Origin of the sequence: Candidatus Amarobacter glycogenicus (genome assembly GCF_016704105.1) — a bacterium.
Lineage (GTDB): Bacteria > Chloroflexota > Dehalococcoidia > Tepidiformales > Tepidiformaceae > Amarobacter > Amarobacter glycogenicus.
In genome coordinates, this window is record NZ_JADJAT010000024.1 from 1 (window position 1) to 14,742 (window position 14,742).

General features: G+C 61.7%; 15 protein-coding genes, 1 tRNA gene and 1 pseudogene. 11 read left to right on the plus strand and 6 right to left on the minus strand.

Features of this window, described 5'->3' with window-relative positions; translation table 11 throughout:
* The first annotated feature begins 334 nt into the window (after nt 1-334).
* Nucleotides 335-829, plus strand: a complete 495-nt coding sequence (locus tag IPG14_RS18980; protein ID WP_343392847.1) for a DUF1292 domain-containing protein — start codon at nt 335-337, stop codon at nt 827-829.
* A gap of 209 nt (nt 830-1,038) precedes the next feature.
* Here IPG14_RS18980 and IPG14_RS18985 read toward each other — a convergent pair whose 3' ends face one another.
* From IPG14_RS18985 to IPG14_RS19005, 5 genes are all read right to left on the minus strand, one after another.
* Nucleotides 1,039-1,224 (minus strand): hypothetical protein, encoded by a 186-nt coding sequence (locus tag IPG14_RS18985; RefSeq protein ID WP_343392848.1) that lies wholly within the window; start codon nt 1,222-1,224, stop codon nt 1,039-1,041.
* Between the two features lie 329 nt (nt 1,225-1,553).
* Nucleotides 1,554-1,628, minus strand: a tRNA-Gln gene (locus IPG14_RS18990).
* Between the two features lie 22 nt (nt 1,629-1,650).
* Entirely contained in the window at nt 1,651-2,475 is an 825-nt protein-coding gene (locus IPG14_RS18995; RefSeq protein WP_343392849.1) for an alpha/beta hydrolase, read from the minus strand.
* A 151-nt stretch (nt 2,476-2,626) separates the two neighbouring features.
* The gene (locus tag IPG14_RS19000; RefSeq protein ID WP_343392850.1) at nt 2,627-2,953 is read right to left on the minus strand and encodes a hypothetical protein; all 327 of its coding nucleotides are present in this window, start codon (nt 2,951-2,953) and stop codon (nt 2,627-2,629) included.
* Nucleotides 2,954-3,379: 426 nt separating this feature from the next.
* A complete protein-coding gene (locus IPG14_RS19005; protein WP_343392851.1) occupies nt 3,380-4,030 on the minus strand; it encodes a glutamate--tRNA ligase family protein in 651 nt (216 codons plus the stop codon).
* A gap of 365 nt (nt 4,031-4,395) precedes the next feature.
* Here IPG14_RS19005 and IPG14_RS19010 point away from each other — a divergent pair, with 365 nt between their 5' ends.
* The 7 genes and pseudogenes from IPG14_RS19010 to surE all read left to right on the plus strand — a co-directional run bounded on the left by IPG14_RS19010 (nt 4,396) and on the right by surE (nt 9,324).
* Entirely contained in the window at nt 4,396-4,953 is a 558-nt protein-coding gene (locus IPG14_RS19010; RefSeq protein WP_343392852.1) for an aminotransferase class I/II-fold pyridoxal phosphate-dependent enzyme, read from the plus strand.
* 13 nt (nt 4,954-4,966) lie between these two features.
* Nucleotides 4,967-5,560, plus strand: coding sequence for an aminotransferase class I/II-fold pyridoxal phosphate-dependent enzyme (locus IPG14_RS19015; protein ID WP_343392853.1), 594 nt, complete (start codon nt 4,967-4,969; stop codon nt 5,558-5,560).
* 200 nt (nt 5,561-5,760) lie between these two features.
* Nucleotides 5,761-6,327 carry a hypothetical protein gene (locus IPG14_RS19020; RefSeq protein WP_343392854.1) on the plus strand — a complete coding sequence of 189 codons (567 nt, stop codon included), beginning with the start codon at nt 5,761-5,763 and terminating at the stop codon, nt 6,325-6,327.
* Nucleotides 6,222-7,338 (plus strand): annotated as a pseudogene (locus tag IPG14_RS19025) (ammonium transporter). Before IPG14_RS19020 ends, IPG14_RS19025 begins: the two are co-directional and overlap by 106 nt.
* Nucleotides 7,339-7,546: 208 nt before the next feature.
* Nucleotides 7,547-7,777 carry a P-II family nitrogen regulator gene (locus IPG14_RS19030; protein WP_343392855.1) on the plus strand — a complete coding sequence of 77 codons (231 nt, stop codon included), beginning with the start codon at nt 7,547-7,549 and terminating at the stop codon, nt 7,775-7,777.
* A gap of 280 nt (nt 7,778-8,057) precedes the next feature.
* Nucleotides 8,058-8,432, plus strand: a complete 375-nt coding sequence (locus tag IPG14_RS19035; RefSeq protein WP_343392856.1) for a hypothetical protein — start codon at nt 8,058-8,060, stop codon at nt 8,430-8,432.
* 85 nt (nt 8,433-8,517) lie between these two features.
* Nucleotides 8,518-9,324 carry a 5'/3'-nucleotidase SurE gene (gene surE / locus IPG14_RS19040; protein ID WP_343392857.1) on the plus strand — a complete coding sequence of 269 codons (807 nt, stop codon included), beginning with the start codon at nt 8,518-8,520 and terminating at the stop codon, nt 9,322-9,324.
* On the opposite strand, the gene IPG14_RS19045 is transcribed toward surE, so the two are convergent.
* Entirely contained in the window at nt 9,313-10,473 is a 1,161-nt protein-coding gene (locus IPG14_RS19045; protein WP_343392858.1) for a glycosyltransferase, read from the minus strand. The two genes, surE and IPG14_RS19045, sit on opposite strands and share 12 nt — an antisense overlap.
* Nucleotides 10,474-10,802: 329 nt before the next feature.
* Here IPG14_RS19045 and IPG14_RS19050 point away from each other — a divergent pair, with 329 nt between their 5' ends.
* The 3 genes from IPG14_RS19050 to IPG14_RS19060 are packed head-to-tail and all read left to right on the plus strand — an operon-like array spanning nt 10,803 to nt 12,702.
* Nucleotides 10,803-11,411 (plus strand): nucleotidyltransferase family protein, encoded by a 609-nt coding sequence (locus IPG14_RS19050; RefSeq protein WP_343392861.1) that lies wholly within the window; start codon nt 10,803-10,805, stop codon nt 11,409-11,411.
* Nucleotides 11,412-11,464: 53 nt separating this feature from the next.
* Nucleotides 11,465-11,779, plus strand: coding sequence for an XdhC family protein (locus IPG14_RS19055; protein ID WP_343392859.1), 315 nt, complete (start codon nt 11,465-11,467; stop codon nt 11,777-11,779).
* Nucleotides 11,776-12,702, plus strand: coding sequence for an XdhC family protein (locus IPG14_RS19060; RefSeq protein ID WP_343392860.1), 927 nt, complete (start codon nt 11,776-11,778; stop codon nt 12,700-12,702). The genes IPG14_RS19055 and IPG14_RS19060 overlap by 4 nt, the downstream gene beginning before the upstream one ends.
* The last annotated feature ends 2,040 nt before the right edge of the window (nt 12,703-14,742 follow it).

Sequence of the window (14,742 nt, forward strand, 5' to 3'; positions counted from 1 at the left end):
GATCAAGAAGAGTTCGCGGAGCAGCAGGCCAGCGGCAGGGCGAGTACCTGAAGGCGCCTGCAGGAGATGGCCGCGCTCATCCGACGACGGGATGTGCGTGGCCTGGGCTTGATGGTGGGCGCAGAACTGGTCAACGATAAGCTCACTAAGGGAGCGGTGGAGAACTGCACAACGAGTTGGTAGATCAGTGTTAACTGGTCTGGTCATCCTCGGCTAGTGGCTAACACGATTTTCGCTTTGCGCCGCCGTGATGATCCCGCGTGACTTGATTGATGAGGGTCTGATCGCTTCGAGCGGGTGTTGAGCGAACTCGAGAAAGTTAGTATGAATTGGCGTGACACCGATATACCGCAAAGCGGGCACAGGAATTGCGCCTGTTCCCGTAGGCGGAAAAGTGGAGTTCATTCCCGCTCGCAGCAGAGGAAGAGTTCGCAGAAATATGACGTTGCAGAGTGCGAGCGAATCAAGAAAGGGACGAACTGATCGAACCATAATCACTGATCACGATCACGACCTGATCACGATCGACCAGGACGACGAGGGTAGGGAGATCATCGTGCTAAGCGATGAGAACGGAAATGAACAGGAATTTGTCCTGGTGGAGGTCATCGCGGTGGCCGGCAGCGACTATGCGGTGCTGACACCGCTGGATGACGACGAAGCCGATGATGAGGAAGCGGAAAACGACGAGGACGAGGACGAAGACGAGGACTCGGAGACGCCTTTGACGATTCTACGCATCGAAAAAGGGCGACGAAGAGGTTCTGGTCGAGATCGAAGACGAAGCGGAGTTCGAACAGGTGGTGGCGGCCTGGGAAGAAAAGGCTGAGGGATCCAGAGCATACACCGGGTTTCGCAGACCCGGTGTGTGCTTTCATCACCGCTCGCCGTGGACAGCCATGCCCTTGAGAATTTTCGAGAGAGAACCTTTCATGCAGGAACCCTTACAGAATCGGTCGCAGGATCATCAATTCATGTCCGCCATCGCGTCGGCGCCGCACGCAGGTGGTCGCCTGCAGCAGAGGTCGAGGGGTTAATTTAACTGCCATGACCCTCATCGCCGGGCTGTTTCTGCTGCTGGCGGGGCGACCCGTGGCCGCACATGACGCGCCAGGCGGCTGCCTGGAGCTTGTGGTCAATCGGGTCTTCGAGGCAGCTACCCTGGCTCCCTGGCAGGAATCCTCGGCGGCAGGTTTTCCATTGCTCGATGGCTTTTTTGTTCACAGCGGCAGTCAAAGCGCCTGGTTGGGCGGATACACGAACGCCAGCGACTACCTGACGCAGACGCTGACGTTGCCGGCCGGCGCCACCCAGGCCGCGCTGCAACTGTGGGTGCAGATTGACACCACGGAAGCGAACAATGCCGCGGCCCCGGCATCTTCACTGTGGAGATCAAGGGCGCGGCGGGTAATCTGCTGGGCACTCTGGCAGCCTGAGCAACCAGGACCTGGCGCGGCCTGGAGCCTGCGCACCTCCAATGTGCTGGCGTATGCGGGTCAGACTAAAAAGACGCCGGGTGAATCACCCGGCGTCTTTTTCATTTTTTCTTATACTGGCTGGGGGATAGGGACTCGAACCCCAACACGCAGATCCAGAATCTGCTGTCCTGCCAATTAGACGATCCCCCACTACGATGACAACGAGAGAATTTTAGCACAAGGGCCGCGCTGTGACAAATCTGCGGGGCGCGTGAACCAGATCCTGGCCGATCAGGCAAAGCGCCCCAGGAACGCTTTCACAGACGGTGACGAACTGAATGGGGGTCTCCTGCATCGGATAGTGGCCGGAGTTGGACATGACGTGCAGCTCGGCGTTGGGTAGCCACCGCATGACGGTGGCCTGCACGAACGCGGTCGGCACGCCGCCATCAAACTCGCCGGTCATCGCCAGAAACGGCGTCTGGCAGCCAGGCATGTCCGCAGCAAAATCCTCGCCTGCCCACATCGTGAAGTAGTCGCGGAAGGCCGCTGGCGTGGTAGTGCGCAGCGACTCGCGAATCATGTGCTGTTCCCAGACCGGCGTATTGCGGTTGCCGGTGGTGACCATGCAGATGATGCCGCGGTTGGCGGGATTTCCCAGGCGGTGGAGAAGAGCTGGTGACCGCCTCGCGTCAGTTCGATGTGACAGGCAGGCGGGGGACGCCCACGACCGCCTTGGCGCGAATCGCCATGATGGGCGCACGGGTACTGCGCCACTTTGCCCATCATCGAATGACCGATGAAATGGAACTTGTCCCAGCCCAGCGCAGCTAGGGCGACGACATCGCCCGCCACTTCCGCGTTGGTGCTGGCTGGCGATGTCCATCGAACCGCCGTAGCCACGCGGGTCGGCGAAGCAATAGGTGAACTTGTCCCGATCCAATAAATGGTGAATCGGTTGGAATACGCCGCGATCGCCGAGCCAGCCACCCAAAACGATGACTTTTTCGGCGCCGCTGCCGATCACTTCGTGTGCGAGAATCGCTGCTGCGGTCATGTCAAAGCCTCCTTGCACACCCAGCCGACGATAGAAATCGTCGCCAGAAAAGGCGATTAGTTCAAGGCGGCCAATTTCGCCAGCGCGGCGTCAATGCGGCGCTGGACGGTGGTTGCGCCCAGCGCCTTCATGCTGGTGAACAGCGGCGGCGTCACCGGCTTGCCGCTGATGGCGATGCGCAGGATGCCGAACAGCTGCCCGGCGCTGAGGTGCAGGGTTTCCGCCAGGCGCGCAGGGGTGGATTCGACATGCTCTGGGTCCTGAGGTCGCCCAGGCTGACGAGCGCGGCGCGTGTGGCGCTGAGCGCCTGCTGCGAGGCGGCCGCGTCGAGCTTCTTAGCGATGAGCAGTTTGCTGTCGTAAGCGGGCAGCGCTTCGATCAGAGCAAAGTCCAGCATAGCGGCAGCCTCAGAGAGCGTCTTGATGCGCTCCTGCACATCCACCAGCAGGATGTCGAGCACGGGGTTTTCGGCCAACATCGCGGCATCAGATTGAGCGCGCGTGGGGAAGGAATCAAGCGGCGCTCGAGTTCGGCCGGCGCCAGGTTGCGCACGTAGACGCCGTTGAGCCACTCCAGCTTGCCATAGGGCGGCGCAGCCCGGCGCGGCGTTGATGCCGGTCAGATCAAAGCCGGCGATGGCTTCCTCTTTGGTGTAGACCTCGGTGTCCCCCGTATTATACCAACAAACGTTGGTGAGCAGGTTGAAGACGCCTTTGAGCAGGTAGCCTTCGCTGCGCGGCTATTCGACGAAGACCGGGTATTCCTTATCGCCCGCGCACCTTGCGTTTTGCTCATCTTGCCCTTGCCGCTGGGGTCGAGAATGACCGGCAGATGGGCCATGACCGGGATTTCCCAGCCAAAGGCCTGGTAGAGCAGGACGTGAGCGGGAGGGGCACTGATCCACTCATCCCGCGCAGGATATGGCTGATTTCCATGAAGTGGTCGTCCACCACCACCGCCAGGTGATAGGTGGGCAGGCCATCGGACTTGAGTAGCACCACGTCATCAGGGTGCTGTTGCTGAAGATCATCTCGCCGCGCACGGCATCGTGAACCGCGGTGTCGCCTGTCCCGCGGCGTGGCGAAGCGCACGATGGAAGGCGCGCCGCGGCCTCGATGGCGCTCCGTTCGGCCGCGCTGAGGTGGCGGCAGTGGCGATCATAGCCGGGCGGTTGCTTGTTGGCTGTCTGCTCGGCGCGCATCGCTTCCAGGCGTTCCGCGCTGCAATAACAGTGGTAGGCGTGCCCGTTGTCCACCAGCCAGTTGGCCCACTGCTGATAGAGAGCGGCGCGTTCGGTCTGCGTGTAGGGGCCATAGGGGCCGCCCACATCGGGGCCTTCATCCCAATCGAGGCCGAGCCAGCGCAGGTTGGTCATCAGGTCTTGCACCGAATCGGCCACGAAGCGCTTCTGGTCGGTGTCCTCGATGCGCAGGATGAACTGGCCGCCGTGGTGGCGGGCAAAGAGATAGTTGAACAGCGCCGAGCGGGCGCCGCCGATATGTAAATAGCCGGTGGGGCTGGGGGCAAAGCGCACACGAACAGCACGATCGGTCATACAGAACATTCCTCCCTGAGAAATCAGGAAGCGATTGTGCATAGACAAGGCCCGTAGCAAGTTTTGATGCTGCCGGGGCGTTTCTATCTCAACACCTCCATCCCCCTTGGCCTTGCCCGTTTGCCCGGCCTCGTTTACAATGAAAGTGCAACACTGTTCAGGCATCCTGCGCCGACTACAGCCGCCGAATGAATTCGGGGCGCAAGGGCGTGCCGCCGCAAGGTCGGCCTGCGCCGACCAGGATTGCGTCCACGCAGGTGGACGCCCGGCCGTCACGCCCATCAGGCGCGATTTCAATCGCTCGCTTGCGACGGCGCACCGCCTGAGCAGTTACTGGTCGTGAACCTAGCTGACGGAGAACTGTTATGCAAAACCTGTCTCACCTGCTGGCCGGAATTCCCCCTTCGGCCACGGTTGCCATTTCGGATAAGGCACGGGCGCTGAAGGCGCAGGGCCGCGATATCATCGCGCTGGCCGGCGGCGATCCTGATTTCAAGACGCCGCAGCACATCATTGACGCCGCGGTCAAGGCGATGAACGCCGGCGACACCAACTACCCGCCCGCGCAGGGTAAACCCAAACTGTTGGAGGCCGTCGCCGCCAAGCTGGAACGTGAAAACGGCATCAAGGTCAACCCGAACCAGATCGTCGTCACCCCCGGCGGCAAATGGGCGCTCTACCTCGCCATCGCCGCGCTGGTCAATCCCGGCGATGAGGTGATGATCCTGGAACCAGCGTGGGTCAGCTACGATCCGATCGTCAGCTTGAACGGCGCGGCGCCGGTGCATGTCAGCCTGCCCAGCGACCAGAATTTCCTGGTGACAGAAGAGATTCTGCGCCGGCACCTGTCGCCCAGGACCAAAGCGATCATGGTCAACAGCCCCAGCAACCCGACCGGCCGGGTGCTGACACGGCGAAATTGACGCTATCGTCGCGGTGGCGAACGCGGCCGACCTCTATGTCATCAGCGACGAGATTTATGAGTACCTGCTGTTCGACGGCGCGCTGCATTACTCATTGGCGGCTGAGCCGGGCATGGCCGCGCGCACGATCACGGTCAACGGCTTCAGCAAGGCCTTTGCCATGACCGGCTGGCGCCTGGGCTGGCTGGCCGCGCCACAGCCCATCGTCAAGCTGGCGATGAAATTGCAGACGCACAGCGTCACGTCCGCGGCCTCGTTTGTCATGGCCGCGGGGATCGCGGCGCTCAACGGCCCGCAGGACTGCATCCAGGAAATGGTTGCCTCCTATGCGCGCCGGCGCTTCATGCTGGACGCGCTGGAGGAGATTCCAGGCATCGCGTGCGCTCCCATCGAAGGCGCGTTCTACCTGTTTCCCACCTTCCCAAACACCGCTCTGAACAGCGCGCAGGTGGCCGATGCCCTGCTGGAAAAGGCTGATATCGCCTGCACCCCCGGCATCGAGTTCGGCGCGGCCGGCGAAGGGCATGTGCGCTTCAGCATCGCCACCGCCATGAGCGACCTGGAACGCGCGGTGGAACGGTTGGCGCGCGTGGCGCCGGGGCTGTAGGTTGGAGAGTGGAGAGTGGAGATTCGGGCAGATTGCACAAAGGAGCGGGGCGCCGGTTTGGATAGTTCTGTTGTGAATGCACAAATGGTCGAAAACAGCTTTTGTACAGGCTGAACGTGGCAAGTTGGCCCGTGACTGTGATAACCTCCCTGCGTTGTGCGTGAACACGCACCTGATTCGCAGGGAGGATTTTTTGTGCGATGAAAGAGAAACTGTTTCGTTTTGGGGTGCGCGTATCCGCGCTCCTGGCCACTCTGGGGGTTTTTAGCATGCTGGCGCCCCGTGTCTTTGCCGGCGATGGCATTGATCCGCTCAATGATCCTGCGATCGGCCTCAATGTGATGTGGATGCTGATCGCCGGCTTCCTGGTCTTCTTTATGCAGGCCGGCTTTGCCCTGGTCGAGACCGGCTTCACCCGCGCCAAAAATGTGGCGCACACGATGATGATGAACATGATGGTGTTCTGCATCGGCGCGCTGGGGTATTGGCTGACCGGCTTCGCCTTGCAGTTCGGCGCGGTCAACTTCACCTATCCGGCCGTCGGCGCGGCGGCCGCCTGGGCGCACTCCCCACCACCCTGGGCGACATGGCGGGGCTGCTGGGCACGCCGCTGCTGCGCTTCGGCCAGGTGGGCCTGCTGGGCGGCAGCGGTTTCATGCTCATGGGCGTCGGCGCCAACGTGGCCGTGCTCTCCTTCTTCCTCTTCCAGATGGTCTTCATGGACACCGCGGCCACCATCCCCACCGGCTCGATGGCCGAGCGCCTGAAGTTCAGCGGTTTCGTGCTCATGGGCCTGTGGGTCAGCATGTTCATCTACCCCCTGGTCGGCGGCTGGGTGTGGGGCGGCGGCTGGCTGCAAAACCTGGGCCGCTTTGCCGGGCTGGGCAACGGCGCGGTGGACTTTGCCGGGTCGGGCGTGGTTCACTTGATCGGCGGCACCCTGGCGCTGGCCGGTGCGATGGTTATCGGCCCCCGCATCGGGCGCTTCAACAAGGACGGAAGCGCCAACACCATCCCCGGCCACAACATCCCGATGGGCATCCTGGGTACGATCATTCTGTACTTCGGCTGGTTTGGCTTCAACCCCGGCTCATCGCTGGCCTTCATGGGCGCAGGCCGCGTGCTGGCGGTCAACGCGGCCATCAACACCCTGCTGGCGGGCGGCCGGTGGCGTAGCCGCCATGACCCTGATGTGGCTGGTGGGGCCAAGCAAGAAGCCAGATCCGGGTCTCTCGGTCAACGGTGTCCTGGCCGGCCTGGTAGCCATCACGGCATCGTGCGCCTTCGTTGACTCACCGGCCGCCGTGTTGATCGGCCTCATCGCCGGTGTGCTGGTGTGCGCCGTGACCTTCGGCCTGGAGAAGCTGCAGATTGATGATCCGGTAGGCGCTGTGCCCGTCCACTTTGCCAACGGCCTGTGGGGCGTGCTGGCGGTGGGCATTTTTGCCAATGGCAATCCTTTCACCGATGGCTGGAATGGCGTGGCCGGCCCGGTGCGCGGTCTCCTCTACGGCAGCTCCAGCCAGATAGTGGCGCAGGGGTTGGAAGCGGTCTCGGTGATTGTGGTTGTGGGCGGGCTGTCCTACGCCTTCTTCAAGGTGTTGAACGCGCTCAAGCTGCTGCGCAGCGAGCCGGCGCATGAGCTGCACGGTCTTGACCTGCCGGAGATGGGCGTGCCCGGCTACACCAACGTGGACGTCCTGATGCCTGGCGGCAACTTCCGCACCCCGCGGCCCGCCATCCGCCCTGGCCGGCGGCCTGGCAGGCAAGTAGGCTGAGCGCCATATCCAGCGGCTGGCGAGGGCGCAGGCAAAGAGCAAAGGACAGACTGATGACAAAGAAAATCGAAGCGATCATTCGCGAAGAAGCACTGAACGATGTCATGGACGCTGCGCGCGATCGGCATCATGGGCATGAACGTCATCGAGGTGCGGGCATGGTCGCCAGGGCGGCATTGAGCTTTCCTGGCGCGGCACCTCCTACCACATGGACTTGCTGCCCAAGGCGCAGGTCAACATCGTGCTGAGCGATCACAACGTGGAGAAGACCATCGAAGCGATCATGGCCGCGGCCCGTACCGGCAAGGAGGGCGACGGACTGATCTTCATCTATCCGGTGGATGACGTGGTGCGCATCCGCACCGGCGAGCGCGGGCGCGAGGCGCTGATGTATCCAGATGACATTGACACCCGCCGCGGCGTCAGGAACGGTCGCTAAGCAGCCTGACGGCGTGCGCAGAAGCTGGACAGGATTTACAGGATGAACAGGATGCCGCGGTTCATCCCGTGAATCCTGTCTTTTTGTCCGGATTCCCGAAGCCGAGCGCAGACCGGCCTTTGCCTTGCCGTTGACCTCATGCTATACTGCAAGCGGGAATAGACTTCACTTTTTCGCCTAAGGAAACAGGCGCAATTCGTGTCCGCTTGCAGTAAAAATGCGCCTATTGAGCGCCCGACTGGACACAAGAGAAACCCAAGAGGTTGATAGCTGAGGTTGATTGCAATGGAAGCAATTAGGCTGCGACCAGATCTTCTGGTCAGTCTCGAAGATGATGCGCGGCAGGAGGGGCCGTAGCCTGAGCGACATCGTCAATGATGCTGTGGCGTATTACCTGCGCGAACAGCAGCGGGCAAAACTTGATCGTGAAATCAGCGCATACGAGTCCATGCATTCGGACCTGTGGCGGAAGTTTCCCAAGGAATGGGTTGCTATCCATGAACGGCGGGTGGCGGATCACGATCCAGACCGAGGGCTACTCTATCGCAGAATCCGGGAGACTTATGGCCTGCTCCCAATCCTGATCAGGCAGGTAGAAGAATTCCCTGCGAGAGAGATATGGCTCCGAACACCAAGCACAGGCGCCATATCGTGAAATTTTCTTACGACCGCGCGTATTATCCGAGCGCACCAAGCCTTGAAGTCTCAGCGACAAGCCCCAATTTGGAGAGATTTTCTTGATGACGCGGCCTTTGATTTTGCTGACTAACGATGATGGGATTCATTCGCCGGGCCTGATGGCGGCGATCGAGGCGGTGCATGATCTGGCCGATTTGGTGGTGGTGGCGCCGAAGGATCAGCAAAGCGCCATGGGGCGCAGCCTGCCTGGCGGCATCAGCGGCGCCATTTTTGTGGAAGAGCTACGTCTGAACGGCGACCGTCTGCCGGCCTACTCAGTGCCTGGCTCTCCGGCTCAAGCGGTTCTCTATGGCCTGCACGAAGTCTGCCGCCAGCAGCGTCCGGACCTGGTCATCTCCGGCATCAACTATGGCGAGAACCTGGGCACCAGCGTGATGGTTTCGGGCACGGTGGGAGCGGCTTTGCAGGCGGCGGATATGGGCGTGCCCGCGCTGGCAATTTCGCTGGAGACCGATCCCGCCTACCATGCTCGTTTCGGTTACGACGTTGATTGGCGCACGGCGGTGCATTTCGCCCGCTGGTTGGCAGGCTTGGCGCTCTCCCAGCCCTTCCCGCCTGACGTGGATGTGCTCAAGATGGACATTCCCGCAGCCGCCACGCCGCAGACGCCCTGGCGTCTGACGCGGCAGTCGCGCTTGCCCTATTACGAGACGATCCCGAGTGATCGCCTGCGCTTCGAGGACGAGGTGCGTTTGCCCTATCAGATCAAGATTGACCGGGCGCGCCTGGAGTCCGACTCCGACATCTACGCGTTCGTGGTAGATCACCTCGTCTCGGTGACACCGCTCAGCCTTGACATGAGGTCACGCACCCTGCTCAGCCGGTTCGCGGCACAGCTAGGGTCGTAGCATGCGCCGCGCATAGCGCCCCGCCCAGGCGCGCAGCGGGCGCATGCGGGTGATCAGCCGGGGCGGCGCCGCGGCCGGCCGCATTTGCCCCTGCGCCTGGTATCCCGCATCGAAGGCCAGGCCAGCCACATCATCGGCCGCCTGCGCGCGCCCCAATGCGCGCGCCGCGTCGGTGTAGCGTCGCCACTCCTGCGGGTCCTGCACCAACCAGCGCCTGAGCGTGCGCACAACCTCGGCCGAGGTCGGCGCCCACACGCCGGCGCCATGCTCCACCACATGCTCCACATTGCCGGTCTCCTGGCCCTGAATTGCGCTGTGCAGAATGATTGGCAGCCCCGCGGCCAGCGCCTCGCTCACCGAAAGGCCGCCGGCTTTGGTCAAGACGATGTTCGAGGCGTGCATCAGCGTGGGCACCTCGCGCGTAAAGCCGTAGATGTGGGTGGGATTGCGCCAGGCCACGGCGCGCAGATGCTCTTCCAATTCTTCGTTACGACCGACGACCACAACCAACTGCGCAGGCAGGCAGGCTGCATCAATTGCAGCCGCCAGGTCGGCCACATGACCGATGCCCGCGCCGCCGCTCATCAGCAGAATGGCCGGCGTATCGGCCTCCCAGCCCAACTCCGCTCGCAACGTGCTGGCCGGGGCCGTCGGTTGACCAAAGCGCCGATCCACAGGGATGCCGGCGACCACGACATGCGCTTCGTCCATGCCGCAGGTGAGGGCTTTGCGCCGCACGACCTCCGACGACACCACGCAAAGCGTATCGTGCGGCGAGAACCAAACTGCATGGACGGTGGAACCGAGGTCGGTGATGACGGTGATATGTGGAATCGGGCGGCCCAGGCGGGCGCTGGCCGCGGCCACTGCCTCGCTGTAGAGCATGTAAACCGAAACCACCACATCGGGTTGCCAGCGCACCAGCAGCCGCGTCATAGTACGCGTCAGCAGCAAGCGCGCCGACAGGCTGAAGATCGCGGCCGAAAGCGGCGAATCAGTGGCCTCGTGCTGCAACTGGTAGAGGGTGGGCGTGGCCTGCACCCGGTTGAGGTAATTTTCCTCGGCCAAACGGAACGCCATCGGTGCATGAGGCTCGTGCAGCGGATTGACAATCGCAGTGACGACACGGTCGCCATAGCGAGCGCGCAACGCTCCATCCAGCGTTAGCGGCGCTGCGGTGCCCCGCGCCTGCATCCGCGGTCAAGATGAGAATCCGTACCGATTGCGATTCAGTCATAGTTACCTGCCCGTGACGATGCTCAACACGAAATCGAGTTTGATGGTACTGTTATCGCACGGGGTCGAAAATTTGTCAAGCAGCGGGGCGGAGATTGGAGATTGGAGATCGGAGATTGGGATTGGAGATGGAGATTGGAGATTGGAGATTGGAGATTGGAGATCGCCTGGTGGTGGGTGAACTTGGCAGCAGGGGATGCCATGTGCTATGATTGGCCCATGATGAAAGACCTTGTTTGGACATGCAGGCCCGCCCGATCGTGGAACGGATCGGGCTACGAGATGAAAGCCTCCGGCCTGGCGCCGCGACGATGATTGCCGGTATGGTGCTGGCGGCCGGGCGTTCCTCGCGCATGGGCCGGCTCAAGCCACTGCTGCCGTGGGGCCAGAAAACGGTCATCGAGCAGGTGGTGACCACCCTGCTGACCGCGCCATTGGCGGATCTGCTGGTGGTGACCGGGTACGAGCATGAGGCGCTGGCGGCCGTGCTGCAAGGCTATCCGCTACGTGTCGTTTTCAACCCCGATCACGCCGCCGGCGAGATGATTTCATCCATCCAGGTGGGGCTGCGCGCCCTGGGGCCAACGGTGAACGCGGCGCTGATTGCGGTGGGGGATCAGCCGCGCATCCAGGCGGGCACCATCGCCGCCGTGATGGCGGCCTGGCGCGATGGCCCGCCGCAGCGCATCATCATCCCCAGCTACCAGATGCGGCGCCGGGCATCCCATCTGTTTACCGCGTGCGGTATGGCCGGTCGGGCTGGCGCTGTTGGCAAGACAGCCTGCGCTCCCTCTGGACCTCGCTGGCTGGACAGATCGAGCATATCACGTTGGACAGCCCGACGATTTTGAGCGACATGGATACCCCGGACGATTATCTGCGGAGGTAGGCGCAAGCGTAACCGATGGACACGATTTATCACCGACTGAACGACCTGCTTGACCAGGGCGAAACCGTGGCCCTGGCGACCATCACCGAGGTGCGGGGATCGGTGCCGCGTGAGGTGGGGGCCAAGATGATTGTTCATCCGCTGGGCCAGCACGTGGGCACGATTGGCGGCGGCTGCGGCGAGGCCGATGTCATCCGCGCGGCGCTGGATGTGATCCAAACCGGCGAACCGCAGAATATCCATGTGGATCTGACCGAGGACATCTCCATGCAGAGCCTGGGCGTCTGCGGCGGCATCATGAATGTCTTCATCGAACGTTGGGGCCAATGACCGATCCGATTCTCACGGCACTGCTTGCCTCTCTCGACGACAAGCGCGGCGTGGCCCTTGTCACCGTGATCGCTGCGGCCGGGCCGTACCAGGCCAGCCAGGGGCGCCGGGCGTTGGTCTGGCGAGATCAACCACCGCTGGGCGACCTGGGCCTGGGTGACCTGGACGCGCGCGTCCTGACTGATGCGGCCGCGGTGCTGAGCGGCAAGCAGCACCGCACCCTGGATTACAGCCAGGAGATGGGCGCGACGCTGCGTGTCTTCGTGGAGGTGCAGCGCCAGCCGCCGCATCTGGTCATCGTGGGCGCGGGCCACATCGCCGTGCCGCTGGCCAGCCTGGGGAGTTTGTGCGGATTCACCGTCACTGTGCTGGACGACCGGCCGCAGTTTGCCAACCGTCAGCGTTTTGCGCAGGCCGACCAGGTTCTGGCCGCGCCGCTGCGCGAGACGGTGCATGCCATGCTGACCGATGGTCGTCTGGACAAGGACTCCTACATCGTCCTGGTCACGCGCGGTCATCAGTACGACATTGATTGCCTGCTCGAAGTGCTTGGACGCGCCGCTGGCCTACATCGGCATGATCGGTTCGCAGCGTCGGGTGAGCGCCGTCTTCCAGCTTCTCAACCAGGAGCAGGGCATCCCGCCAGAGAAATTCAGCCGTATCTACGCGCCCATCGGCCTGGACATTGGCGCGCGCACCCCTGCGGAAATTGCCGTCTGCATCATGGCCGAAATGATCAACGTCCTGCGCAGCGGGCCCGCGCGTTCATTGGCCGCTGCCCGCCGCGTCCGGGACGAGCAGCGCCTCCTGCGGGCAACTGCCTGAATCGGCCGGTGGCCAGCCTAACCGGCATTCGAGAGCAATTCCGAGAGCGCAATTTTTTGCCGCTTGATAGACCGCCGCGCGCAGGTGGTATGCTGTGACCAGCTACAAGCCTGCCCCCCGCCTTTCGAGCCGCCTCCCGACTTCGGAAGTCCCCGGCGAGAGATCTCTCCCGGCCTGAGACCTCCTTACAGCAGTCAGGAAACTGTCCCTGACCCCATCCGTTTCGATCGCTGCACGAAAGGAGTCCGTTGTCATGTTACGCTGGTGTTCCTCACTCTTTCATCTCTTCCACCACACCTTCCTGTCTCGCGGCTATGGCGAGGACGCCGCTGCTGGTCGTCCATCTGCTGATGGTTTTGCAGCCTGCTGTTCGTGCAGCCGTGGCTGCCGCTACCCCTGCCTGCAAAAAAAACTACCCGACAGCTAAGTTCTTGTCCCTCCGGTCCCCAGCCCGATCTGATCTCCGTCCGCAAGGGGATGCCGTCGCCTGCGGGTGGGCAGGTGGCCGAGTGCTTGCTGATCCCTATGCAAGGGGCCCACCTCTCTTTCTAATGCACAGATCCCTGTACTTGGACTCGTTGCATCACCCTGAGCCAGTGGAATCTCATACACACTCCCACAGATCGTCCCCCTTAGCGCCGGGGAGCTTCGACCTTATGTGCTCACTCTATACCCCCGGAGGTGATCCTCTGGACGACAACCGGATCGATATAGCCTCCCTTTTCTTGTTGGTGATAGCATCTGAACAGGATTTGCAGACCCGGGAGTAATGCCCATTACCGATCGGTCGCCCGCAATGCGACACAGAATGAAGTCCGGAGTCAAGTGCTGCACGCTGATCTTGCCGGTGTTCTCCAGACGGGTTCATTCGCTCCCTTGCGCACAACCAGAAATCGGCCCATCGCCAGCCGTTGAGGGCTCACGCGCAGCAGCCTGGTTCTGTCCATCAGCACCTATACCCACGCTGACCCATATGACTTCGCTGCCAGACACGATTGCCGATTCTGAGTTCGCACCAGCGCCTGAGGAACCCCCACAGCTTTTGCGGCCGCAACGAGTCATGGCCTTCGCTGGAAAGCGTCGTTGAGGCTAATCGGCTTCAGCCTGCTCAACCTGCGATCTGGCGTGCCACGACGCCCGCGAAGCGGGTCTTCCTGTGCTTCCATCTGTCTCTCCTGATCCGAGTTTTTTGCTGAAAACGAGAGGCGATTTGTTTGGATTCGGTTCGATAGCCACCCAGTCCTGCGGGGTGGATGTTGAACCGTACGGCCCGAGGGGATGTGCAATCCTCTAGAAAGGCTCTGCCGACAATTGGTGGGCCCCAATCCATCTCGGCAGCGGCACTCTGTGAATGTCAGTGTACTTCTGACAAGCACACGGACAACGCTGAGTTCAAAACGCCTGGACATTGGAGTGCCGTTCAACATTAATGTATGCTGCGCAGGCCGGGCAGAGTGAGGTATACATACGCGGTTGGGATAATACAGGTTATGGATACCAGATAGGACGTCGCTATTCCTCGGTGAATGACGTGCGTCGCACGTGTATCGCCATCTCTACGCCAATCTGACGAGTTTCAATGTGACGCTGAACGACAACGTCACGCGCGATACCATCATTAAAGTGGGCAACCGCAGATCTAACTCCGCCGCCTGCGACCCCGCGCCGTGCCTATCGCGCGCCCCTTCATTTCCACATCCGCTTGCACAATGCCAGCACGGACGCCGTGGATGGCTTCGCCGCTGTTGGGCTTCGTGCCAATGACCACCTATCCAAATTCAGGCGCTACGTGCGGCACAAATCTATCCGCTGAACGGCAGGGACCTCCGTTGATCTCATCGAACCGGTGGCATTCACCGGGCGACCTAACCGCCAGCTAGGATCGAATTACTGGTTCTGTTATCAAGGCAGTTCCCTCACTTCATCAACGCACGACCGAATGCTTCATGAAAGGGATGCCAAACAACGGCCCAAGGGCTTTGGAACGCCAATCCCTGGGATTACTGGCTCTCAACCTGAATTGCGGTATGCCAACGCGTTTCATTCAGCAGACGGGACGATACTATTTGGGTTTGCGGCAAGGTTGGACTTAGAGTGATGGTTGGAAACAAAATGGTGCGTGATGATTACCATACGAC

Bases quoted from the DNA above. Each gene is read 5' to 3' on its own strand.
- IPG14_RS18995 (WP_343392849.1), bottom strand. From the start codon at position 2,475: ATGACCGCAGCAGCGATTCTCGCACACGAAGTGATCGGCAGCGGCGCC.
- IPG14_RS19000 (WP_343392850.1), bottom strand. From the start codon at position 2,953: ATGTTGGCCGAAAACCCCGTGCTCGACATCCTGCTGGTGGATGTGCAG.
- IPG14_RS19005 (WP_343392851.1), bottom strand. From the start codon at position 4,030: ATGACCGATCGTGCTGTTCGTGTGCGCTTTGCCCCCAGCCCCACCGGC.
- IPG14_RS19010 (WP_343392852.1), top strand. From the start codon at position 4,396: ATGCAAAACCTGTCTCACCTGCTGGCCGGAATTCCCCCTTCGGCCACG.
- IPG14_RS19020 (WP_343392854.1), top strand. From the start codon at position 5,761: ATGAAAGAGAAACTGTTTCGTTTTGGGGTGCGCGTATCCGCGCTCCTG.
- IPG14_RS19030 (WP_343392855.1), top strand. From the start codon at position 7,547: ATGGACTTGCTGCCCAAGGCGCAGGTCAACATCGTGCTGAGCGATCAC.
- surE (WP_343392857.1), top strand. From the start codon at position 8,518: ATGACGCGGCCTTTGATTTTGCTGACTAACGATGATGGGATTCATTCG.
- IPG14_RS19050 (WP_343392861.1), top strand. From the start codon at position 10,803: ATGCAGGCCCGCCCGATCGTGGAACGGATCGGGCTACGAGATGAAAGC.
- IPG14_RS19055 (WP_343392859.1), top strand. From the start codon at position 11,465: ATGGACACGATTTATCACCGACTGAACGACCTGCTTGACCAGGGCGAA.
- IPG14_RS19060 (WP_343392860.1), top strand. From the start codon at position 11,776: ATGACCGATCCGATTCTCACGGCACTGCTTGCCTCTCTCGACGACAAG.